The organism is Thioclava marina, from assembly GCF_002020135.1.
In the GTDB taxonomy this organism is placed as follows: Bacteria; Pseudomonadota; Alphaproteobacteria; order Rhodobacterales; family Rhodobacteraceae; genus Thioclava; species Thioclava marina.
The window spans coordinates 380,275-400,258 of record NZ_MPZS01000001.1 but is presented as its reverse complement, the minus strand read 5'-3'; the positions used below and the strand labels follow the sequence as shown (position 1 = coordinate 400,258).

Annotated in this window: 23 protein-coding genes; 21 read left to right on the top strand and 2 right to left on the bottom strand. The window is 65.2% G+C overall.

Annotated features, from left to right (window positions below; all coding sequences use genetic code 11):
• Nucleotides 1-8: 8 nt before the first annotated feature.
• Nucleotides 9-1,571, bottom strand: coding sequence for an NAD(P)H-hydrate dehydratase (locus BMG00_RS01925; protein WP_078573224.1), 1,563 nt, complete (start codon nucleotides 1,569-1,571; stop codon nucleotides 9-11).
• 185 nt (nucleotides 1,572-1,756) lie between these two features.
• On the opposite strand from BMG00_RS01925, the gene BMG00_RS01920 reads away from it, so the two are divergent.
• The 5 genes from BMG00_RS01920 to fabD all read left to right on the top strand — a co-directional run bounded on the left by BMG00_RS01920 (nucleotide 1,757) and on the right by fabD (nucleotide 5,886).
• Entirely contained in the window at nucleotides 1,757-2,095 is a 339-nt protein-coding gene (locus BMG00_RS01920; RefSeq protein WP_038073056.1) for a P-II family nitrogen regulator, read from the top strand.
• 69 nt (nucleotides 2,096-2,164) lie between these two features.
• Nucleotides 2,165-3,574, top strand: a complete 1,410-nt coding sequence (gene glnA / locus BMG00_RS01915) for a type I glutamate--ammonia ligase (protein WP_078573223.1) — start codon at nucleotides 2,165-2,167, stop codon at nucleotides 3,572-3,574.
• Nucleotides 3,575-3,808: 234 nt separating this feature from the next.
• Nucleotides 3,809-4,228, top strand: coding sequence for a glyoxalase superfamily protein (locus tag BMG00_RS01910; RefSeq protein ID WP_146642535.1), 420 nt, complete (start codon nucleotides 3,809-3,811; stop codon nucleotides 4,226-4,228).
• A gap of 78 nt (nucleotides 4,229-4,306) precedes the next feature.
• Nucleotides 4,307-4,864: a sugar O-acetyltransferase gene (locus tag BMG00_RS01905; RefSeq protein WP_078528043.1), complete on the top strand. Its 558-nt coding sequence runs from the start codon at nucleotides 4,307-4,309 to the stop codon at nucleotides 4,862-4,864.
• A 92-nt stretch (nucleotides 4,865-4,956) separates the two neighbouring features.
• Nucleotides 4,957-5,886 carry an ACP S-malonyltransferase gene (gene fabD / locus BMG00_RS01900; RefSeq protein ID WP_078528041.1) on the top strand — a complete coding sequence of 310 codons (930 nt, stop codon included), beginning with the start codon at nucleotides 4,957-4,959 and terminating at the stop codon, nucleotides 5,884-5,886.
• A gap of 58 nt (nucleotides 5,887-5,944) precedes the next feature.
• Here fabD and BMG00_RS01895 read toward each other — a convergent pair whose 3' ends face one another.
• Complete coding sequence (locus tag BMG00_RS01895; protein ID WP_078573221.1) at nucleotides 5,945-6,679, bottom strand: DUF2726 domain-containing protein; 735 nt, start codon at nucleotides 6,677-6,679, stop codon at nucleotides 5,945-5,947.
• Nucleotides 6,680-6,831: 152 nt separating this feature from the next.
• Here BMG00_RS01895 and fabG point away from each other — a divergent pair, with 152 nt between their 5' ends.
• The 16 genes from fabG (at nucleotide 6,832) to BMG00_RS01815 (ending at nucleotide 19,983) form a co-directional block, all read left to right on the top strand.
• Nucleotides 6,832-7,569 (top strand): 3-oxoacyl-ACP reductase FabG, encoded by a 738-nt coding sequence (fabG, locus tag BMG00_RS01890; RefSeq protein WP_078528037.1) that lies wholly within the window; start codon nucleotides 6,832-6,834, stop codon nucleotides 7,567-7,569.
• Nucleotides 7,570-7,783: 214 nt separating this feature from the next.
• Entirely contained in the window at nucleotides 7,784-8,017 is a 234-nt protein-coding gene (locus BMG00_RS01885; RefSeq protein WP_038073067.1) for an acyl carrier protein, read from the top strand.
• Nucleotides 8,018-8,101: 84 nt separating this feature from the next.
• Nucleotides 8,102-8,659 (top strand): RNA 2',3'-cyclic phosphodiesterase, encoded by a 558-nt coding sequence (thpR, locus tag BMG00_RS01880; protein ID WP_078573220.1) that lies wholly within the window; start codon nucleotides 8,102-8,104, stop codon nucleotides 8,657-8,659.
• A gap of 271 nt (nucleotides 8,660-8,930) precedes the next feature.
• The gene (locus tag BMG00_RS01875) at nucleotides 8,931-10,190 is read left to right on the top strand and encodes a GGDEF domain-containing protein (RefSeq protein WP_158521665.1); all 1,260 of its coding nucleotides are present in this window, start codon (nucleotides 8,931-8,933) and stop codon (nucleotides 10,188-10,190) included.
• Between the two features lie 133 nt (nucleotides 10,191-10,323).
• Nucleotides 10,324-11,586: a beta-ketoacyl-ACP synthase II gene (gene fabF / locus BMG00_RS01870; protein WP_078528031.1), complete on the top strand. Its 1,263-nt coding sequence runs from the start codon at nucleotides 10,324-10,326 to the stop codon at nucleotides 11,584-11,586.
• Complete coding sequence (mltG, locus tag BMG00_RS01865) at nucleotides 11,586-12,752, top strand: endolytic transglycosylase MltG (protein ID WP_078573218.1); 1,167 nt, start codon at nucleotides 11,586-11,588, stop codon at nucleotides 12,750-12,752. Before fabF ends, mltG begins: the two co-directional genes overlap by 1 nt.
• A gap of 178 nt (nucleotides 12,753-12,930) precedes the next feature.
• Nucleotides 12,931-13,281, top strand: coding sequence for a hypothetical protein (locus tag BMG00_RS01860; RefSeq protein ID WP_245794931.1), 351 nt, complete (start codon nucleotides 12,931-12,933; stop codon nucleotides 13,279-13,281).
• Nucleotides 13,202-14,578: a DNA-packaging protein gene (locus BMG00_RS01855; RefSeq protein ID WP_078573217.1), complete on the top strand. Its 1,377-nt coding sequence runs from the start codon at nucleotides 13,202-13,204 to the stop codon at nucleotides 14,576-14,578. The genes BMG00_RS01860 and BMG00_RS01855 overlap by 80 nt, the downstream gene beginning before the upstream one ends.
• A 159-nt stretch (nucleotides 14,579-14,737) precedes the next feature.
• The gene (locus BMG00_RS01850; RefSeq protein ID WP_078573216.1) at nucleotides 14,738-15,916 is read left to right on the top strand and encodes a phage portal protein; all 1,179 of its coding nucleotides are present in this window, start codon (nucleotides 14,738-14,740) and stop codon (nucleotides 15,914-15,916) included.
• Nucleotide 15,917: 1 nt separating this feature from the next.
• Nucleotides 15,918-16,151 carry a GTA head formation protein, RCAP_rcc01685 family gene (locus BMG00_RS01845; protein WP_078528023.1) on the top strand — a complete coding sequence of 78 codons (234 nt, stop codon included), beginning with the start codon at nucleotides 15,918-15,920 and terminating at the stop codon, nucleotides 16,149-16,151.
• A gap of 10 nt (nucleotides 16,152-16,161) precedes the next feature.
• Entirely contained in the window at nucleotides 16,162-16,719 is a 558-nt protein-coding gene (locus BMG00_RS01840; RefSeq protein ID WP_078573215.1) for an HK97 family phage prohead protease, read from the top strand.
• Nucleotides 16,720-16,758: 39 nt separating this feature from the next.
• The gene (locus BMG00_RS01835; RefSeq protein WP_093469864.1) at nucleotides 16,759-17,958 is read left to right on the top strand and encodes a phage major capsid protein; all 1,200 of its coding nucleotides are present in this window, start codon (nucleotides 16,759-16,761) and stop codon (nucleotides 17,956-17,958) included.
• Nucleotides 17,959-18,151: 193 nt separating this feature from the next.
• A complete protein-coding gene (locus BMG00_RS01830) occupies nucleotides 18,152-18,748 on the top strand; it encodes a head-tail connector protein (protein WP_078573214.1) in 597 nt (198 codons plus the stop codon).
• Entirely contained in the window at nucleotides 18,745-19,083 is a 339-nt protein-coding gene (locus BMG00_RS01825) for a head-tail adaptor protein (RefSeq protein WP_078573213.1), read from the top strand. The genes BMG00_RS01830 and BMG00_RS01825 overlap by 4 nt, the downstream gene beginning before the upstream one ends.
• The gene (locus BMG00_RS01820; RefSeq protein ID WP_078528014.1) at nucleotides 19,080-19,487 is read left to right on the top strand and encodes a DUF3168 domain-containing protein; all 408 of its coding nucleotides are present in this window, start codon (nucleotides 19,080-19,082) and stop codon (nucleotides 19,485-19,487) included. Before BMG00_RS01825 ends, BMG00_RS01820 begins: the two co-directional genes overlap by 4 nt.
• An 82-nt stretch (nucleotides 19,488-19,569) precedes the next feature.
• Nucleotides 19,570-19,983 carry a phage major tail protein, TP901-1 family gene (locus BMG00_RS01815; RefSeq protein ID WP_078573212.1) on the top strand — a complete coding sequence of 138 codons (414 nt, stop codon included), beginning with the start codon at nucleotides 19,570-19,572 and terminating at the stop codon, nucleotides 19,981-19,983.
• The last annotated feature ends 1 nt before the right edge of the window (nucleotide 19,984 follow it).

Genomic DNA, 19,984 nt, shown 5'->3' with positions numbered 1-19,984 from the left:
CGGGGCGGTCACAAATCGAGAGCGCGCAGGATCTTGGGCAGTTCCTCGGGGAGATCTTCGGCGATGAGGCCGGGACCGAAGCTGCGGGCGGCTGCGGCGTGAAGCCATGCGGCGGAGCATGCCGCGTCGAACGGGGAAAATCCGCGCGCCAGCAATCCTGCGATCAATCCCGCGAGCACATCGCCCGCGCCGGCCGTCGCAAGCCAGGGTGCGGCATGCGCGCCGGTGGCGGAGTGAAGCGCCGCGCGTCCTTCGGGCGTGGCGATTACGGTGTCGGGCCCCTTGAGCAGCACCGTGCAGCCAGCGCGCGCGGCGGCCTCGCGGGTGGCGTCGAGCTTGGAATAGGCTGGCCGCGCGGGATCGACGAGGGCGTCGGCGAGATTGGGGAAGAGGGCGCGGAATTCACCCGGATGCGGGGTGATCACACAGCCCTCGTGCAGTTGGGCGAACAGCGTCTCTGGGTCATCGCGAAAAGCGGTGAGCGCGTCGGCATCGAGAACGGTGGCGCGTTTGCCCCAAAGCGCGGCGGGCACCATCTCCTGCGCGCGGGCCTGCCCCAGCCCGGGGCCGAGGCAGAGCGCGTTGAGACGGGCATCGGCCAGCATCCCGCGCAAGCTGTAGCCATCGGGCAGGGGGGTGAGCATCACCGCCGTCAACTGGGCCGCATTCTCGGCGAGCGCCGATTGCGGGCAGGCCAGCGTCACCAGACCCGCGCCGATCCGCAGGGCTGCCCGCGCCGCGAGCCGCGCAGCGCCGCCCTTGCCGGTGCCGCCCGCAAGCACCAGCGCGTGACCGTGGCTGTATTTGTGCCCCGTACGTTTCATGAGGAAATTCGACGGACGTTCGATCAGTTGTGCCGCGTCTTTCACCCCCGTTTGCGGCAGGCCGATATCCGCCACGACCACCTCACCGCTCATCGTCGCGCCGCCGCCGGGGCGGTCGGGGTCCATGTCGGGGTCGAGATAGTGGCCGCATTTCGCGCGGTGAAAGGAGACGGTAAGATCGGCGGGAAAGGCACCGTCGAGATTGCGCCCGCTATCGGAAGAGATCCCGCTCGGGATGTCGACGGCGACAAAGCGCGGGCGCGGCCCCGACGGATTGGAGAAGCGGCGCGGATAGATCGCGCGCCAGGTCTTCGCCGTGTCCTCGGGCATCGCGCGGGTCAGGCCGGTGCCGAAGAGCGCGTCAATCACCAGCCCGTCTTGCAGAGTGTCGATCCGGTCCTCGATCGCGGCATCGTCCCAGCGCAGCACCGCCCCGGTTGCAGCCCAGCGGTCGTGATTGGCCTTCGCATCGGGGGGGAGCCGCGCGGGATCGCCATAGGCGAAGCAACTCACATTCCAGCCCCGCGCCGACAGCAAACGCGCGATCACGTACCCGTCGCCGCCATTGTTGCCCGGCCCGCAGAGAATGACGGCCCCGGTGGTGGCCAGATCGGGCCAGCGGGCGAAAATCGCCTCGACCACCCCCGCGCCCGCGCGCTCCATCAACTCCAGCCCGGTCACGGCGCCGCCTTCGATCGCTGCGCGCTCATGGGCGCGCATCTGCTCGGCGGTCAGGATTTCACGCATTCTCGCAGGGCCTCGAAGTGAAATGTTTTCAAACTGCTCTTTTTTTGTGCTAGACGCCCGATTGATGGGCGCGGGTTTCGGATTTCCGACCCCCTTTCCGCACCCGTCCAGCCTAGCCGATTGCGGGGGCTTTGGGAAAGTGGTCTGAGGGGGGCGGAACTAAGAACGACGGAGGAGTCGGCGGCATGAAGAAGGTGGAGGCGATCATCAAGCCCTTCAAACTCGACGAGGTGAAGGAGGCGCTTCAGGAGGTCGGCATTCAGGGCCTCTCGGTGATCGAGGTGAAAGGGTTCGGTCGCCAGAAGGGCCATACCGAGCTTTATCGCGGCGCCGAGTATGTCGTGGATTTCCTTCCCAAGGTTAAGATCGAGATGGTGCTGCCCGACGATATGGTCGATGCCGCCATCGAGGCGATCACCAGTGCCGCGCGCACCGAGAAGATCGGCGACGGCAAGATTTTCGTCTCTCCGATGGAGCAGGCGATCCGTATCCGCACCGGCGAAAGCGGCGACGACGCGCTGTAATCGTACAACTTCACGTCCGGGCCGGCGGGGTTCGGGCACAATCCATGTTCAACGAAAGGGTATCGTGACATGAGCAGCATCAAGGACGCTGTCAAACTGATGAAGGACGAGGAGGTCGAATACGTCGACGTCCGCTTTACCGATCCGCGTGGCAAGCTTCAGCACGTGACGCTGATGTCGACCGAGGTCGATGAGGACTTCTTCGAAGAAGGCTTCATGTTCGACGGCTCCTCGATCGCCGGCTGGAAGTCGATCGACCAGTCCGACATGAAACTGATCCCGGATGCGGCGTCGGTCTATATCGACCCCTTCTACGCGGAAAAGACGATGTGCGTGCACTGCACGGTTGTCGAGCCCGACACCGGCGAGCCCTATGCCCGCGATCCGCGCGGCACCGCCGTGAAGGCCGAAGCCTATCTCAAGGCCTCGGGTATCGGTGACACCGCCTATTTCGGCCCCGAAGCCGAATTCTTCATCTTCGACGACGTCCGCTACGCGGTCACCCCCGAGAAGGTCTCCTATCAGGTCGACGCCGAGAACGCGGCGTGGAACACCGACACCCCGATGGAAATGGGCAACCTCGCTCACCGTCCGGGCTACAAGGGCGGCTACTTCCCGGTGAACCCGTCGGACGAGGGCCAGGACATCCGTTCGGAAATGCTCTCGACGATGAAGCGCATCGGCATGAAGGTCGACAAGCACCACCACGAAGTGGCGACCTGTCAGCACGAGCTGGGCATGATCTTCGGCACACTCGTCGAGCAGGCCGACAACCTCCAGAAGTACAAATACGTGATCCACAACGTCGCGGCCGCCTACGGCAAGACCGTGACCTTCATGCCCAAGCCCATCAAGGGCGACAACGGTTCGGGCATGCACGTGAACATGTCGGTCTGGAAAGACGGCAAGCCGCTCTTCGCGGGCGACAAATATGCTGACCTGTCGCAGGAAGCGCTGTACTTCATCGGCGGCATCCTGAAGCACGCGAAGACGCTCAACGCCTTCACCAACCCGTCGACCAACTCCTACAAGCGTCTCATCCCGGGCTTCGAAGCCCCGGTTCTGCGCGCCTACTCGGCTCGCAACCGTTCGGGTTGTGTCCGTATTCCGTGGGCCGAGTCGCCCAAGGCCAAGCGTGTGGAAGCCCGCTTCCCCGATCCGTCGGCGAACCCCTACCTGTGCTTCGCGGCCCTGCTGATGGCTGGCCTCGACGGCATCAAGAACAAGATCGAACCGGGCCCGTCCTCGGACAAGGACCTCTATGATCTGCCGCCGGAAGAACTGGCCGCGATCCCGACCGTCTGCGGCTCGCTGCGTGAAGCGCTCGAGAGCCTCGAGAAGGATCACGACTTCCTGCTGGCCGGCGACGTGTTCACCAAGGACCAGATCGAGGGCTACATGGCGCTCAAGTGGGACGAAGTCTACGCCTACGAGCACACGCCGCACCCGGTCGAGTACCAGATGTACTACTCCTGCTGATCGCAGCGGAACGAGTTTCGGAAAGGGGCGCCTCTCGGGGCGCCCCTTTGCGTGCAGGGCGCGCTCTTGACACAGAGGGTGCGACCGCCCATCTGTCGGCCTTGGCTGCCGGATGCCAGCCGCCCGCGGGGGAGACCCATGGTGAAATCCGGATCGCGACGGCTCTCCATTTTCGGGGGCTCTTCGGCAATGCGGGCCCCGAAGCGGTGGATGATCCCCGTGGAGACCAGAAAGATGACTGTGAAAACGGTAAAAGAGGCGAAGGCGCAGGCGAAACGTCTGGCTGACGCCATGGCGCGCGCGGGCACTCCCGTGGCGCTGTCGAAGGCCTATGAGCTCAATGCACAGGCGGCGGGTTACGCCGACTGGAACACGATGGTTGCGGCGCTCAAGCGTCCCGAGGCGCAGGGTTTGGCCTTGGGGGACACGGTGCGCGGGCGTTATCTGGGCCATCCGGTGAGCGGCCGGATCCATGCGCTGCGGCGCAAGGGCGAGGCGCATGTCGATATCGAGATCGCGCTTGATGAGCCTGTCGATGTCGTTGAAAGCGCAGCGTTTTCATCGCTCAGGCGGCGTGTGCGCGCAACCATCGGGGCGGATGGGCGCTCGATCGGGCGGCGGTCGGACGGGGTTGCGCATCTCGAACTGGACTGAGGGAAAGGGGCGCTTTCGAGCGCCCCTTTTGCTTTGCGCGCAGGCCGGGCAGGATGCGGGCAGGCAAGGGAGAAAAGGATGCGCAGCGAAAAAGAGAAGATGCTCGCGGGCGAGCTTTATGTGGCGACCGGCCCGGAGATCGCGGCGGACGCCGCCCGGGCGAGCGCCTGGATGGATCGTTTCAATGCCTCGGTTGCGATGAGCGCCGAGGAAGGCCATGCGCTCCTGAGCGAAATCTTCGCCGAAGTGGGTGACGGTGCGCGGATCCGTCCGCCCTTTCACTGTGATTACGGCAGCAATATCCGTCTCGGCGCGGGGGCGTTTCTGAATTTCGGCTGTGTCGTGCTCGATGTGGTCGAGGTCACGATCGGGGCGGGGACGCAGATCGGCCCCGGCGTTCAGATCCTGACTGCCGATCATCCGCGGGACCCGGCGCAGCGCCGCGAGGGGCTGGAATTCGGACGTCCGGTTCGGATCGGGGACAATGTCTGGATCGGGGGTGGGGCGATCATCCTGCCGGGGGTGACGATCGGCGATGATGCGATCATCGGCGCCGGTGCGGTGGTCACGCGCGATGTCGCCGCAGGCGCGACGGTCGTCGGCAAACCGGCGCGCGCAGTCGCGCCACAGGGGTGAGCGCGGCCTGCGGCTGCGTCGCATTTGCATAACTTGCCCCAGCGGCGGGGGCGCGGTAATGAACGCGCAACGATTTATGAGGAGGGCATGTCATGAGCCGAGCATTCGTATTCCCCGGTCAGGGCGCGCAGGTCATCGGGATGGGCAAGGCGCTGGCCGAGGCCTATCCGGCCGCTGCAGCGGTCTTCGCCGAAGTCGATGAAGCCCTGGGCGAGACGCTTTCCGCGCTGATCTGGGAGGGCGAGATCGAAGAGCTGACCCTCACCGCCAATGCCCAGCCCGCGCTGATGGCGACCTCCATCGCGGCGATGCGCGCGCTCGAGGCCGAGGGCTACGCGATCTCTGACGCGGCTTTCGTCGCCGGTCACAGCCTTGGCGAGTATTCCGCCCTGTGTGCGGCGGGCGCGCTGAGCCTGGCCGATACCGCAAAGCTGTTGCGCCTGCGGGGCAAGTCGATGCAGGAGGCGGTGCCGGTGGGCGTGGGCGCTATGGCCGCGCTGCTCGGGCTCGATTTCGAGACGGCGGCAAAGGTTGCCGCCGAGGCGGCGCAGGGTGAAGTTTGCCAGGCCGCCAATGACAACGATCCGAGCCAGGTCGTGATCTCGGGGCACAAGGATGCGGTAGAGCGCGCGACCGTTCTCGCCAAGGAAGCCGGCGCCAAGCGCGCGGTGATGCTGCCGGTCTCGGCGCCCTTCCATTGCGCGCTGATGCAGCCTGCCGCCGATGCGATGGCCGAGGCGCTCGCCGCCACGCAGATCAACGCACCTGCCGTTCCGGTCGTGGCCAATGTGCGCGCCGAAGCGGTGAGCGATCCCGAAGAGATCCGCAAGCTGCTGGTCGAGCAGGTCACCGGATCGGTGCGCTGGCGCGAGAGCGTCGCCTGGATGGCCGGTCAGGGCGTCGACGAGATCTGGGAGATCGGCGCGGGCAAGGCGCTTTCGGGCATGATCCGCCGGATCGCCAAGGACGTGACCTGCCGCGCGGTGGGCACGCCTGAGGATATCGCCGCGCTCAAGGGCTGAGCGGGGGCGGGCGGGGCAGGCCGGGGGATCCTCCCCCGGACCCCCTGAGATATTTGGATCAAGAAGAAGGGGCGCGCGAGGCTTGCGCCCTCGGCGCATCCGGGCGCGGCTTGCGCAGTGGTAAATCGGTCAGTTCTTGCAGCAGCATCCGGATCGAGGCGGCATCCGCGTCGGGCTGGAGCTCGACGAGATTGATGCCGGCCTTGCGAAGCGCCTCGCGTTTGACCGCGTCGCGCATGAACGCCTCCGAGCCGAGATGATGGCCGCTTCCCTGATATTCGATCGCGGCGACGATAAGGCCGCGCGGGTCGAAAATCGCGAAATCGAGCCGCTTGGCGTTGATCGCACGGTTCGCTTCGGCGCGGTGATCGCGGCTGCCATTCGAACCTTTCGCGCACAGGATTTCGCCCATCGAGACCTGCGCCATCACCCGGTAGCCGCGCCCGACTTCGCGGGCGATCCCTTCGAGGATCGGCAGGATCCGCGCCTCTGATCTGTTCAACAACGGCGTGCGTTCGAACTCCGCGCCGGCAACGAGACGCATGTGATCGTCGCCATGGACGAGGCGGGGGCCGGTGTCGCGTTGCGCAGAGCGGCCCGCAAAGCCATTCGAGCGGCGGCGCCTGAACTTTGCGCGTCGAAGAATCTCCGACCCCGCGATGACGAGAAGCGCCAGGGCGAGTGGAATGAGCATGCGCGAGGCTTCGGCGGAAAATCCGAGCCCTTCGAGGAAACCTGCGACCGGGCTGATAGCGGAAGGGGCCGAGCTGCTTGGGGCGGAAATGAACGACATATGCGGATCTCTCTCAGAAAACTCGGGCGAAAAAGCTATCTTGGCAGGTGTTCCGGGCGAGATTATGGCGAGTCGGATCCGACGTGACGGGAGGTGGCCTCGCACGGATTTCGCTGCTAAGTAGTCGCCCGGATAGCTGGTGAGGGAAGATGATGTTTAAACTGTCGGGGAAATGTGCGCTGGTGACCGGAGCGTCGGGAGGCATCGGGGCGGAGATCGCGCGGGCACTGCATGCGGGAGGCGCGGTCGTCGCGCTTTCGGGCACGCGGGTCGAGCCGCTCGAGGCGCTGGCCGCCGAGCTTGGCGAGGGGGCGCATGTCTGTCCTGCGAACCTGAGCGATCCGGATTCGGTCGAGGCGCTGCCGAAAGCGGCGCTGGCGGCGATGGGCGGTCTGGATATCCTCGTGAACAACGCGGGCATCACGCGCGACCAGCTGATGATGCGGATGTCGGACGAGGATTGGCAGACGGTGATCGACGTGAACCTCACCGCCGCGTTCCGCCTGATGCGCGGCGTTATGCGTCCGATGATGAAGGCGCGTTGGGGGCGGATCATCAACATCACCTCGATCGTCGGTCAGACGGGCAACCCGGGCCAGGTGAACTATGCCGCGGCGAAGGCAGGTCTCGTGGGCGCGTCGAAATCGCTCGCGCAGGAAGTGGCGAGCCGGGGCGTGACGGTGAACTGCGTCGCGCCCGGTTTCATTCAGACCGCGATGACCGACAAGCTCTCGGACGACCAGAAAGCGGCCCTGATGGGCAATATCCCGGTCGGACGCATGGGCACGCCCGAGGAGATCGCTGCGGCGGTACGTTATCTCGCGAGCCCAGAGGCGGGCTACGTGACCGGGGCGGTGCTGCATGTCAATGGCGGCATGACGATGGTCTGACGCAGTTGTGACGCCACGGCAGGTTCCGCTTTGTTATGCAAGAGAAACGGCTTGCCATGCGTCACGGCAGTCGCTATGAGCGCTGCAGACGGGCCGGGCGCATGCGCCACGGTTCCGATTGCGGTCTTGGGGTTGTACCCGGGCGCGCGGGTTGAGACGCTCGAACGAGCAAGCAGGAACGGGCCATTTGCCCTATAAACTTTGAGGAATTGACATGAGCGACATCGCTGATCGCGTGAAGAAGATCGTCGTGGAGCATCTCGGCGTGGAAGAGGACAAAGTGACCGAGAGCGCTTCGTTCATCGACGACCTGGGCGCCGACAGCCTCGACACCGTCGAGCTGGTCATGGCCTTCGAAGAAGAATTCGGCATCGAGATCCCCGATGACGCCGCCGAGAACATCCAGACCGTCGGCGATGCGGTGAAATTCATCTCGGAAGCCGCGTAAGCCTTTCGAGAACGAGTTAGCGGACGGCGCTTCGGGAAACCGGGGCGCCGTTTTGCTTTTCTGGCTGTTGGCAGGGAGGGGCGGATGCGGATTTTCGTCGCGATCGAGTTGCCCGAGGCGATCTGCGAGGCGATCGCGGTCTTGCAGGCCCAGTTGGGGGTGGGGCGCATCGTGCAGCCCGACAATCTGCATCTCACGCTGGCTTTTCTGGGCGAGATCGAGCCCTTCGAAGCCGAGCAGCTTCACGAGGCATTGGAGGGGGTCGACTGGGGGCCGGGGCCGCAGGTGGCGCTGGCGGGGCTCGAGGTCTTCGGGTCGGCCGAGCGCCCCGAGGCGCTGGTGCTGGGCGTGCGCGCGGATCGAGAGCTGACGCGCTGGCACAATGCGGTGCTGGGGGCTGCGCGCGCAGTGGGGCTTGTGCTTGCGCGGCGGCGGTTCCGGCCGCATGTGACGCTGGCGCGGTTTCGCAAGGGGGCGGGGCCGGGGGAGCTCGCGCGGCTGGGGCAGTTCCTGAGTGCGCAGGGCGATGTGGCGCTTTCTCCCTTTCATGCGGATCGGCTGGCGATGGTGCGATCGACGCTAGGGCAGGGCGCGCCACGCCACGAGGTTCTGGCGCAATACGGCCCGGATGTGCGGATTTGAGCGGAAACTTCCCTTCGGAAGCGGTTTTTTGCCAGTTAGGTGCAGCTTCGTCCCGAGTTTTGGGGTAGTATCCCGAGAAGTTCCCGGGAGGATGACGGTTCTGTCATCACGGCTCTGCGGGGCAATCGGGTTAGGTATGTCGTTATTTCGCGCCGCATCTCTGCTGATCCGGCCCCTCGCTTTCGCGGCCGGGGCGCTGGCGCTGTGGGCGTTGGTTGGGCACCTGGCGCGGCAGGGCTGGATGTTTCGCGTCTTTCCCAGCAGCTACGGAATGCATGAACTGACATCGGTGGCAGGGTTGGCTCTGGCGCTTGCGATCGGGCTGCGCGGACCGCGTGCGCCGCGCGAAACCGTTTCGCGCGTCGTGGTGGCGCTGGCGTTCGCTGTTCTGATGCTGTCCTTGGGACGGTTCGTGCCGGAGCTCGAAAGATTCTATGGCGTGCAGAGCCCTTACTCGGTGGCACGTCACTCGGCGATCAGCCTTGGGCTGGTCGCGGCCGCGATCCTCGCGCAAGAGCGTGGCGCATTCCTGTTGGGTGCCGGACTGTTCTACGTGGCGCTTGGCAGCGGGATCGTCCAGATCGCCGCGAACCTTTTTCAGATGCGCGATGTAATCGGGGCGATGTCGCTGGCCACGGCGGTGATGCTCTTGCTGCTTGCCATCGGGGGGATGCTTGGGCGGGCCAATCGCGGGGTGATGCGGGTGCTGCTCAATACCCATGCCTCGGGCCGTCAGGCGCGCATGCAGATCCTGCTCGGCGTGGCCGGCCCGCTGATTTTCGGCTTCTTCTACATTCTCGTGGATCAGGAGCGCACGGTTCACGCCGAAGTGCTGCTGCTGGTCGTGACCATTGCCGGGTTCAATATCGGTCTGATCTCTCTGATGGCGATGTCTTTCGAGCGGACCGATTATGCCCGGCGCGAGCTTGAGCGGCAGATGGCGCAGCAGGCATTGGAGGACGGGCTCACGGGGTTGTTCAACCGCGCGATGCTCGAGCGGAGGTTTTCCCGGGCTGTGGTGCAGGGCAACAAGCACGGGGTGCCCTTTGCGTTCCTGATGCTGGATCTCGATTTTTTCAAACGCATCAATGACCTTGGCGGGCATGATTTCGGCGATACGGTGCTGCGCCGCGCGGCGAAGGTGATGCTCGGGGCCTTGCGTCATGACGACACGCTTGCGCGGATCGGTGGCGAAGAATTTGCCGTCCTGCTTCCCGGGGCGGATCTTGAAGCGGCGTTCGAGGTAGCGGAGCGGCTGCGCCAGTCGATCGCGGGGGCGCACCTTGCCACTCTGAAAGGCCATCGGGTGCCGGTGACGGCTTCGGTCGGCGTGGCGCAATGGTGTCCCGGCGAGAGTTTTCAGCACATCTATGTACGTACCGATCACGCGCTCTACCGCGCCAAGGCCAAGGGGCGCAATCGGGTGATGATCGCCGACGGCGAGGGAGCGGTGCAGGTCGATCTCTCGGAATTCGCGCCGAGCGCGGGTGGCTCTTCGTCCGGGTCGAAAGCGGGCGACGCAGAGAGCTGAGTTCCCCGCGCGTTGGCGCGCGAGCGACGGCTCGGCGGCGCGCGGCTGCCAATGCGTAAAGTGTTGTGATTGCGCCGATGCGCTGCCGCGTGTATCAGGTCTTCCTGAGAATTAGCAGCGAAAGAGGTCGGGCATGCGCCGGGTTGTTGTCACGGGTCTTGGGATGGTTACGCCGCTGGCTTGCGGGGTCGAGGAGACCTGGTCGCGGCTGATCGCAGGACAATCGGGTGCCGGAGCGATCTCGCGCTTCGACGCGTCGGGCGTGACCACGAAATATGCCTGCGAGATCCCTTTCGGCGATGGCTCGGACGGCACGTTCAATCCCGATGACTGGATGGAGCCCAAAGAGCGCCGCAAGGTCGACGATTTCATCCTCTATGGCATGGCCGCCGCCGAGCAGGCGGTGAAGGATGCGGGCTGGACGCCCGAGGACGAAGAAAGCCGTCTGCGCACCGGCGTGATGATCGGTTCGGGGATCGGCGGTCTGACCTCGATCGCTGAGACCGCCATCATCCTCAAGGAAAAGGGTGCACGCCGCGTGAGCCCGTTCTTCATTCCGGGTGCGCTGATCAACCTCGTCTCGGGGCAGGTCTCGATCCGTTTCGGTTTCAAGGGGCCGAACCACGCCGTCGTCACCGCTTGTTCGACCGGCGCACATGCGATCGGTGATGCGGCGCGTCTGATCATGCTCGGCGATGCCGACGTGATGGTCGCGGGTGGCGCGGAAAGCCCGATCTCGGAGATCGGGATCGCGGGCTTCAACGCCTGCAAGGCCTTGTCCACGAAACGCGGCAACGAGCCCGAGAGCGCGAGCCGCCCCTGGGACGCCGATCGCGACGGGTTCGTGATGGGCGAGGGTGCAGGCTGCGTCGTGCTGGAGGAATACGAGCACGCCAAGGCGCGTGGCGCGAAGATCTATGCCGAGGTTCTGGGGTATGGCCTTTCGGGCGATGCCTATCACATCACGGCGCCCTCGGAAGATGGGGATGGTGGATTCCGCGCGATGAAGGCGGCCCTCGCGCGCGCCGGGCTGACGCCCGACAAGATCGACTACATCAACGCGCATGGCACCTCCACGATGGCCGATGTGATCGAACTGGGCGCGGTTCAGCGTCTGCTCGGTGATGCGGTGAAAACGGCGACGATGAGCTCGACCAAATCCTCGGTCGGCCACCTTCTCGGCGCGGCGGGTGCGGTAGAGGCGATCTTCTGCGTGCTTGCGATCCGCGACCAGATCGCGCCGCCGACGCTCAACCTCGACACTCCGCCCGAAGAAGCCGTGATCGACCTTGCGCCGAAGACGGCGGTCAAGCGCAAGATCGACGTGGCCCTGTCGAACAGCTTCGGCTTTGGCGGAACCAATGCGAGCCTCGTGCTGGGCAAGGTGCAGGACTGATGTGGCGTAACATCGTCTCGAATTTCCTCACTCTGCTGATCGTGATCCTGGTCGCGCTTGGCGGGCTCGTCGCATGGGCGAAGCGCCAATACACCGAGCCCGGCCCGCTGGCGCAGCCGATGTGCCTGCGCGTGGCGCCTGGGGCGAGCATCCAGGGTGTCTCGGGGGATCTCGTGGATCATGGCGCCGTCACTTCGGCCTACATCTTCCGCACCGGCGCGCAATATGAAGAGAAGGCGGGCAAGCTGAAATTCGGCTCCTACCTGATCGAGCCGAACAGCTCGATGCAGCAGATCGTGGATCAGATCACGGCGGGCGGCCCCTCCACCTGCGGCACCGAGCTGGTGTTCCGCATCGGCGTGGGCGGCAACGAGGTTCTTCTGCGTGAACTGGACCCGAAAACCGGCAATTACGAGAAGGTCGCGGAGTACAACCCCGAGACCGAGAAGCCGCCCGAGGGCTTTGAGACGAAAGCCGAAGCCGCAGATGTGCGCGCCCGTGTGACGGTCGTCGATGGCGTGACCAGCTGGCAGATCGTGCAGGGCCTCAAGGAGGCGAACTTCCTTGCCGGTGCGATTGACGGCGTTCCGGCCGAAGGGACGCTTGCGCCCGACAGCTACGAGGTCAAGCGCGGGGCCGACCGGCAGGCTCTGGTCGATCTGATGAAGGACCGTCAGGCGAAGATCCTCGCCGATGCCTGGGCGGGACGTGCCGAAGGGCTGCCCTATGAAAACCCCGAACAGGCGTTGATCATGGCCTCGATCGTGGAGAAGGAAACCGGCGTGCCGAACGAGCGCGCGCAGGTCGCGAGCGTCTTCATCAACCGTCTCGAGAAGGGGATGAAGTTGCAGACCGACCCGACGGTGATCTACGGGGTGACCGAGGGCAAGGGCATTCTGGGCCGCGGGCTGCGCCAGTCGGAACTGCGCAAGGCCACGCCCTACAACACCTATGTCATCGACGGGCTGCCGCCCACGCCGATCGCGAATCCCGGCAAGGCTGCCATCGAGGCGGCGATGCATCCCGATTCGACGCCGTATCTGTTCTTTGTGGCTGACGGGTCGGGCGGGCATGCCTTCGCGACCACGATCGACGAGCATAACAAGAACGTCGCGAAGTGGCGCGAGATCGAAAAGCAACGACAGGATTCCGCCTCAGGCAATTGATTTGAAAGAAAAACCCCGGTTTGCGCCGGGGTTTTTCTTTGCCTCGGGATAACAACCGGAGATTTAGCGCTTGACTCTGCGAACGCTCTAAAGTAGATATGTGGCATGCTAGGAGAAGTGGGCAGGCGCCGCGGGGAAACCCGACGGCGCTTTTTTGTTTCTCTCGAACGGACCAACTTTGAAGGGTGGGTTCGACTACATGCTAAGGGACAAGGTGGGTGAGGCGGGCGCTTCGGTCGATCTTCTGGAGATCACCGAGACGCTCTATCGAGACGTGGCCGAGGAATTGGCGCAAGCGTTGCAGGGGGTGCGGCGCGGCCAGATTTCCGAGGCGAAAGCAGCGGTGCAGGCGGTCAAGGACCTCCGCACCGCTTTTCATTTGGTGATGGAGGAGCGCTCTCGTGTCGAGAAACTCCGCAGACAGCTGGCGGGCGTTGCCGCCGGGCGCGATGTCGCGCTCGATTTCGACGCCGCCCGAGCTGAAATCGGGCGCCGTCTGGCTCGCCTCCGCAACGCAGGAGGATGTTGACGCCTTCCTCGACGGGCTCGAGGAAAACGCGTTGCTGGCCTTGCCCTGGATTTTCGAATTCTGGGCCTTGCCGCATCAGCTGCCGCCCGCAGGTGCCTGGAAAAGCTGGGTGATCATGGGCGGCCGCGGGGCCGGCAAGACGCGGGCCGGGGCCGAGTGGGTGCGTTCCATGGTGGAAGGCGCCAGACCGCTCGACCCCGGCCGGGCAAGGCGGGTGGCCCTGGTCGGAGAAACCTTCGACCAGGTGCGCGACGTGATGGTGATGGGGGAGAGCGGGATCCTGTCCTGCTCTCCGCCCGACCGCCGCCCAACGTGGGAGGCGGGACGCAAACGACTGGTCTGGCCGAACGGGGCGACCGCGCAGGCGTTCTCGGCCCATGAGCCAGAGGCGCTTCGCGGCCCGCAATTCGATGCCGCCTGGGTCGATGAGCTGGCGAAATGGAAAAAGGCCGAGGAGGTCTGGGACATGCTGCAATTCGCGCTGCGGCTGGGCGATCATCCGCAGCAGGTGATCACCACGACGCCACGCAATGTGGGGGTGCTGAAGACGATCCTGAACACCCCCTCGACTGTCTTGACCCATGCCCCGACCGAGGCGAACCGGGCGTATCTGGCCGAGAGTTTCCTCGAAGAGGTCCGGGCGCGCTATGCAGGCACGCGGCTGGGGCGGCAGGAGTTGGATGGCGTGCTGCTTGACGATGTCGAAGGTGCGCTCTGGACGACGCGGATGCTGGAGGCGGCGCGGGTCGGGACTGCGGGCGATCTGGACCGGATCGTCGTGGCGCTGGACCCTTCGGTCAGCGGCAAGGCGGTGTCGGACGAATGCGGGATCGTGGTGGTCGGCGCGAAGACCCAAGGCCCGGTGCAGGACTGGCGCGCGGTGGTGCTGGAAGATGCGAGCTCGCGCGGCAAGCCGATCGACTGGGCGCGCGCGGGCATCGCGGCGATGGAGCGCTGGGGCGCGGAGAAGCTGGTGGCGGAGGTCAATCAGGGCGGCGATCTGATCGAGACGATGCTGCGCCAGATCGACCCGCTGATCCCGTTCAAGGCGCTGAGGGCGAGCCGAGGCAAATCTGCGCGCGCTGAACCGGTGGCGGCGCTCTACGAACAGGGCCGGGTGACGCATCTCAAATCCGCGGATCTGGGGCTTCTGGAAGATCAGATGTGCCGAATGGGACTGCAAGGCTATCAGGGCAAGGGCTCGCCCGACCGTGTGGATGCGTTGGTCTGGGCGATCGCAGAGCTGATCCTGGAGCCCGCCGCACATTGGCGCCGACCGCAGATGCGGGGTCTCTGAGAGGAAACCTTCTTCCTCTTGGTCGAAATATCCCGGGGGTCCGGGGGCAGCGCCCCCGGCGCGGGACAGATGAATTCAAGAGCAAGGGCCGAGGTCGAACCTCCGGCCCTTTTTCTTTGCCAGCCGGTCTCGATCTGGGGCCGCGAGAAGGAGACGGGAATGGGTTGGAACATCTTTCGCAAATCCGAAGGCGCGGGCCCGCCGGAAGTGAAGGCCTCGGCGACGGGGCGGATCGTCGCGATGGCGAGCGGATCGGGGCGCGTCGTCTGGTCGCCACGCGACGTAGGCTCCCTGACGCGGCAGGGCTTCACTGGCAACCCGATCGGATTTCGTTGCGTGAAGCTGATCGCGGAAGCCGCCGCCGCGCTGCCGCTGGTGTGCCAAGATGCGGAGCGGCGTTACGATATCCACCCGATGCTCGACCTGATCGCGCGGCCCAATGCGGCGCAGGGCAAGGGCGAGTTCTTCGAGGCGCTTTACGGGCAGATGCTTCTCTCGGGCAATGGCTATCTCGAGGCGGTCGCGATGGAGCCGGGCCTGCCGCGCGAGTTGCATGTGCTGCGCTCGGACCGGATGAGCATCGTGCCGGGAGCGGATGGCTGGCCGATCGCTTATGATTACACGGTTGCCGGGCGCAAGCATCGGTTCGATATGACGGGCGGCCCCGAACCGATCTGTCATCTGAAAAGCTTCCACCCGCAGGACGACCATTACGGCCTGAGCCCGTTGCAGGCGGCGGCGGTGGCGCTCGACGTGCATAATGCGGCCTCGGCCTGGTCGAAGGCATTGCTGGACAATGCCGCGCGGCCATCGGGGGCGATCGTCTACAAGGGCACGGACGGGCAGGGCACGCTGTCGCCCGATCAATATGACCGGCTCGTGTTCGAGATGGAGACTCATCATCAGGGCGCGCGCAATGCGGGGCGGCCGATGCTGCTCGAAGGGGGGCTCGACTGGAAGCCGATGGGGTTCAGCCCGTCGGATATGGAGTTCCACGAGACCAAGATCGCCGCGGCGCGCGAGATCGCGGTGGCCTTCGGCGTACCGCCGATGCTGCTCGGTATCCCCGGCGATGCGACTTATGCGAATTACGCCGAGGCGCATCGCGCTTTCTACCGGCTGACGGTGCTGCCGCTCGCAACCAAAGTGGCGGCCGATATCGCGTGGTGGCTGTCGACCTGGGCGGGCGAGCGCGTGAACCTCAAGCCCGATCTCGATCAGATCCCGGCGCTCGCGATCGAGCGCGACCAGCAATGGAAGCGCATCGGCGAGGTGAGTTTTCTGAGCGATGCGGAGAAGCGCGGGCTTCTGGGGCTGCCGCCGCTGGCGGAGGAGTGAGATGACGGCTTCCGGTTCGCGCTATCTCAAGGAGCCCTTCGCCGCACACGAGGAGCGGATGCAGGCGACCGAGAAGATCATGGACCTGCAGTTTTCGCAGGTCGAACAGAGGCTCGGCAAGATCGAGAACATGATCGAACGGCTGGAGCGGCGACTCTGGATGGCGGTTTACGGCGTGGTCGCAGTGATCCTCACGCAGGCAGTTCTGAGCCTGATCGAGGTCGGTCCGAAATAGGGGATATGTCATGAAAACAAATGATTACGGTCTGGAATTGAAGTTCTGTTCCGCCGAGGCGCAGCCGGTGCGCGTCACTGATGGGACGATCATCGAAGGCTATGCGAGCCTCTTCGGTCTGCCAGATCAGGGCGGCGATATCGTGTGCAAGGGGGCCTATGCGAAAGGGCTGGAACGCCTCGCGGCGCGGGGCGGCAACGTCAAGATGCTCTGGCAGCACGACCCGGCCCAGCCGATCGGGATCTGGGACGAAATCTTTGAGGATACGCGCGGGCTCTACGTCAAGGGCAGGCTGCTGCCCGATGTGGCGCGTGCGAAGGAAGCGGCGGCGCTGATCGCGGCGGGGGCGATCGACGGGCTGTCGATCGGGTATCGCACGGTTGCCGCCGAGAAGGACGCAAAAGGCCAGCGGCTACTTGCGGAACTGGAGCTTTGGGAGGTCTCGCTGGTGACCTTTCCGATGCTTCGCGAAGCGCGGGTCGGGGCGAAGGGAGAAAGCCTGGAGAACAGCCTGCGTGATCTGGCCGAGGCGCTGAACGGCGCCGCGGCGGAACTGGCTGACCGCTGACGCGGCCCGGCCTCTGACCCCATTGGAGATGGAGCGACGATGAAGACCGAGACCAAGGCTCGGGCCGGGACGGGTATGTCCGAAGGCCCGGATCCGGCAGCTGACGTGAAGACAGCGCTGGCCGGGTTCGTGAAGGAAGTCAAAAACTTCCGCGACGAAGTTGAAGTGAAGATGCAACAACAAAGTGAGCGTTTGACGATGCTGCAGACCAAGACCATGACCGCCGGGCGTCCCGCCCTTTCCGCCGCTGCTTCTGAGGAGGCGCCGCATCTGAAGGCCTTTGCCGCTTATCTGCGTTCGGGTGACGACGACGCTTTGCGTGGGCTCTCGCTTGAGGGCAAGGCGCTGAATACGGCCGTGGCGGCCGAGGGTGGCTATCTCGTCGATCCGCAGACCTCGGAATCGATCCGGTCGGTGCTCAAAGCGACCGCGTCGATCCGCCAGATCGCCAATGTCGTGAATGTCGAGGCGACCTCCTACGACGTCCTGGTCGACCGCACCGATGTCGGCACCGGTTGGGCGACCGAGACCGCAGCTCTGACCGAGACCGCGACGCCGATGATCGACCGCATCTCGATCCCGCTGCATGAGCTTTCGGCGATGCCGAAGGCCTCGCAGCGCCTGCTCGACGACAGCGCCTTCGACGTCGAGGGCTGGCTCGCGCAGCGCATCGCGGAGAAATTCGCCCGTGCCGAGGCCGCGGCCTTCATCTCGGGTGACGGTATCGACAAGCCGACCGGCTTCCTTACCCATCCGAAACTGGCCAATGACGCCTGGGATTGGGGCTCGCTCGGCTATGTCGCAACTGGTGCCGATGGCGATTTTCTGGGGGCGAACCCGGCCGATGCGGTGGTCGATCTGGTCTATGCACTCGACGCCGAATACCGCGCCAATGCGAGCTTCGTGATGAATTCGAAGACCGCCGGCGCCGTGCGCAAGATGAAGGATGCCGATGGCCGGTTCCTTTGGACGGATGGTCTGGCCGCCGGTGAGCCGCCGCGCCTGATGGGCTACCCGGTGCTGATTGCCGAGGACATGCCCGATATCGCTTCGGACAGCTTCGCGATCGCTTACGGCGATTTCGACGCGGGCTACACCGTCGCCGAGCGCCCGGACCTGCGCGTGCTGCGTGATCCCTTCTCGGCCAAGCCGCATGTCCTGTTCTATGCGTCAAAGCGCGTTGGTGGCGATGTGAGCGATTTCGCGGCGATCAAACTGCTGAAATTCGCGATCGCCTGAGGCGCGTGAGCCGGATCGGGGGGCGGGGGCCTTCCGGTCCTTGGGCCGGGTAACCGGTTCCGAGGCGGGCGCGGGGCTGTCGGCCGTCGCCTAGCTGCTCCCTCCGTTCGAGCGGCGGCGGGGCCCGCGCCCGATATGACAGATGGCACCCCGAGGAGCCGGGGTGCTGTCTCGTGACTTTCGGAGAGTTCCCATGATGTTGAAAGAAGAGACGGCGGTCGCCTCGGGCGCACTGCCGGTTGCGGCGTTACGCGATCACTTGCGGCTCGGGACAGGGTTCGCGGATGTGGGCGCGGAGGACGCAGCGCTGGAGGCTTACCTGCGGGCCGCGATCGCGGCGATCGAGGCGCGCACGGCCAAGGTGCTGCTGGCACGGGATTTCGTGTTGACGCTCACGGCCTGGCGCGGAGCGGTGGACCATCCGTTGCCGGTCGCGCCGGTGCGTGCCGTGTCGGAGATCCGGCTGGTTGATGCGGCGGGGGTGTTCGCCGTGCTCCCCGAGGAAAGCTATCGGCTGATCGAGGATTTGCAGCGCCCGCGCGTTGCGGCGCAGGGGACGGTTTTGCCGGCGGTGCCTTCGGGTGGTGTGGTCGAGATCCGCTTTACTGCAGGTTTTGGTTCCCAGTGGTCGGATCTGCCGGCGGATCTGGCACAGGCGGTGATGCTGCTCTCGGCGCAGTACTACGAGCTGCGCCATGAGGCAGCGGGTGAAGGTGGCGGGATGCCCTTCGGCGTGACGGCGCTGATCGAGCGTTGGCGTACGGTGCGGATGCTTGGAGGCGGCGCATGAGCGTGCCGGATCTCAATCGCAAGCTGGTCCTGGAGGCGCCCGAGCGTGTCGCCGACGGCGCGGGTGGGTTCACCGAAATCTGGACTGCGCTCGGTGAGCTCTGGGCGCAGATGGTGCCGGGGACCGGGGTCGAGCGCGCGGGCGAGTTCGTGACGCTGGCTTCGGTGCCCTGGAAAATCACGGTGCGGGCAGCTCCCGAGGGCTCGCCGCGCAGACCGCGCCCGGAGCAGCGCTTCCGCGAAGGAGGACGCGTGTTTCGCATCCTCGCGGTCGCGGAGGCCGATCGCGGCGCGCATTACCTGACTTGTTTCGCCCGTGAGGAGGTGGTGGCATGAGTTACGCGATCGGAGCCGCTTTGCAGGCGGCGGTCTATGCGCGATTGCAGGATGATCCGGGTGTCACGGGGCTTGTCGGATCCGCGGTCTATGACGCAGCGCCAGCAGGGACGGTGAGCGGCACATATGTCAGCCTCGGTCCGGAAGATGCGCGCGATGCCTCGGATATGACGGGCGACGGCGCGGTGCATGATTTTACCGTGTCGGTGGTCAGCGATGTCGCGGGGTTTCAGCTGGCGAAACAGGTGGGCGAGGCGATCTCGGACACGCTGCTTGCGAGCCCGCTCACGTTGGCGCGCGGTCGTCTTGTGGGATTGTGGTTTCTCAAGGCGAAGGCGCGGCGCGTCGACAAGGGGGCCGCGCGCAGGCTCGACCTGACCTTCCGCGCGCGGGTTGAAGCCTGAGGGGGGCTTTCACTTTCTCAACATTTCGTCGGGGGAGTATTTCCCGATCGGAAACAAATTATCCAAATTCGGAGAATTGGCCATGGCGGCGCAAAACGGCAAGGATCTTTTGATCAAACTGGACCTGAACGGGGATCAGACCTTCGAGACCATCGCGGGGCTGCGCGCCACGCGGATCACCTTCAATGCGGAGACGGTTGATGTGACCTCTCTCGAAAGCGAGGGGCGCTGGCGCGAGCTGCTGGGTGGTGCAGGCGTGCGTTCGGCGCAGATCTCGGGCTCGGGCGTGTTCAAGGATGCGGGTACGGATGAACGCGCGCGCCAGATCTTCTTCGATGGTGAGGTTCCACAGTTCCAGGTGATCATCCCCGATTTCGGCATCGTGCAGGGGCCGTTCATGATCACCTCGATCGACTACGCAGGGGCGCATGACGGCGAGGCAAGCTACGAGATCGCGATGGCGTCGGCCGGCGCGCTGAGCTTCACGGCGATCTGAG

Excerpts from the sequence above, each read along its gene's own strand:
- BMG00_RS01925 (WP_078573224.1), bottom strand. The coding sequence starts at position 1,571 with ATGCGTGAAATCCTGACCGCCGAGCAGATGCGCGCCCATGAGCGCGCA.
- BMG00_RS01920 (WP_038073056.1), top strand. The coding sequence starts at position 1,757 with ATGAAGAAGGTGGAGGCGATCATCAAGCCCTTCAAACTCGACGAGGTG.
- glnA (WP_078573223.1), top strand. The coding sequence starts at position 2,165 with ATGAGCAGCATCAAGGACGCTGTCAAACTGATGAAGGACGAGGAGGTC.
- BMG00_RS01910 (WP_146642535.1), top strand. The coding sequence starts at position 3,809 with ATGACTGTGAAAACGGTAAAAGAGGCGAAGGCGCAGGCGAAACGTCTG.
- BMG00_RS01905 (WP_078528043.1), top strand. The coding sequence starts at position 4,307 with ATGCGCAGCGAAAAAGAGAAGATGCTCGCGGGCGAGCTTTATGTGGCG.
- fabD (WP_078528041.1), top strand. The coding sequence starts at position 4,957 with ATGAGCCGAGCATTCGTATTCCCCGGTCAGGGCGCGCAGGTCATCGGG.
- BMG00_RS01895 (WP_078573221.1), bottom strand. The coding sequence starts at position 6,679 with ATGTCGTTCATTTCCGCCCCAAGCAGCTCGGCCCCTTCCGCTATCAGC.
- fabG (WP_078528037.1), top strand. The coding sequence starts at position 6,832 with ATGTTTAAACTGTCGGGGAAATGTGCGCTGGTGACCGGAGCGTCGGGA.
- BMG00_RS01885 (WP_038073067.1), top strand. The coding sequence starts at position 7,784 with ATGAGCGACATCGCTGATCGCGTGAAGAAGATCGTCGTGGAGCATCTC.
- thpR (WP_078573220.1), top strand. The coding sequence starts at position 8,102 with ATGCGGATTTTCGTCGCGATCGAGTTGCCCGAGGCGATCTGCGAGGCG.
- BMG00_RS01875 (WP_158521665.1), top strand. The coding sequence starts at position 8,931 with ATGCATGAACTGACATCGGTGGCAGGGTTGGCTCTGGCGCTTGCGATC.
- fabF (WP_078528031.1), top strand. The coding sequence starts at position 10,324 with ATGCGCCGGGTTGTTGTCACGGGTCTTGGGATGGTTACGCCGCTGGCT.
- mltG (WP_078573218.1), top strand. The coding sequence starts at position 11,586 with ATGTGGCGTAACATCGTCTCGAATTTCCTCACTCTGCTGATCGTGATC.
- BMG00_RS01855 (WP_078573217.1), top strand. The coding sequence starts at position 13,202 with ATGTCGCGCTCGATTTCGACGCCGCCCGAGCTGAAATCGGGCGCCGTC.
- BMG00_RS01850 (WP_078573216.1), top strand. The coding sequence starts at position 14,738 with ATGGGTTGGAACATCTTTCGCAAATCCGAAGGCGCGGGCCCGCCGGAA.
- BMG00_RS01845 (WP_078528023.1), top strand. The coding sequence starts at position 15,918 with ATGACGGCTTCCGGTTCGCGCTATCTCAAGGAGCCCTTCGCCGCACAC.
- BMG00_RS01840 (WP_078573215.1), top strand. The coding sequence starts at position 16,162 with ATGAAAACAAATGATTACGGTCTGGAATTGAAGTTCTGTTCCGCCGAG.
- BMG00_RS01835 (WP_093469864.1), top strand. The coding sequence starts at position 16,759 with ATGAAGACCGAGACCAAGGCTCGGGCCGGGACGGGTATGTCCGAAGGC.
- BMG00_RS01830 (WP_078573214.1), top strand. The coding sequence starts at position 18,152 with ATGATGTTGAAAGAAGAGACGGCGGTCGCCTCGGGCGCACTGCCGGTT.
- BMG00_RS01825 (WP_078573213.1), top strand. The coding sequence starts at position 18,745 with ATGAGCGTGCCGGATCTCAATCGCAAGCTGGTCCTGGAGGCGCCCGAG.
- BMG00_RS01820 (WP_078528014.1), top strand. The coding sequence starts at position 19,080 with ATGAGTTACGCGATCGGAGCCGCTTTGCAGGCGGCGGTCTATGCGCGA.
- BMG00_RS01815 (WP_078573212.1), top strand. The coding sequence starts at position 19,570 with ATGGCGGCGCAAAACGGCAAGGATCTTTTGATCAAACTGGACCTGAAC.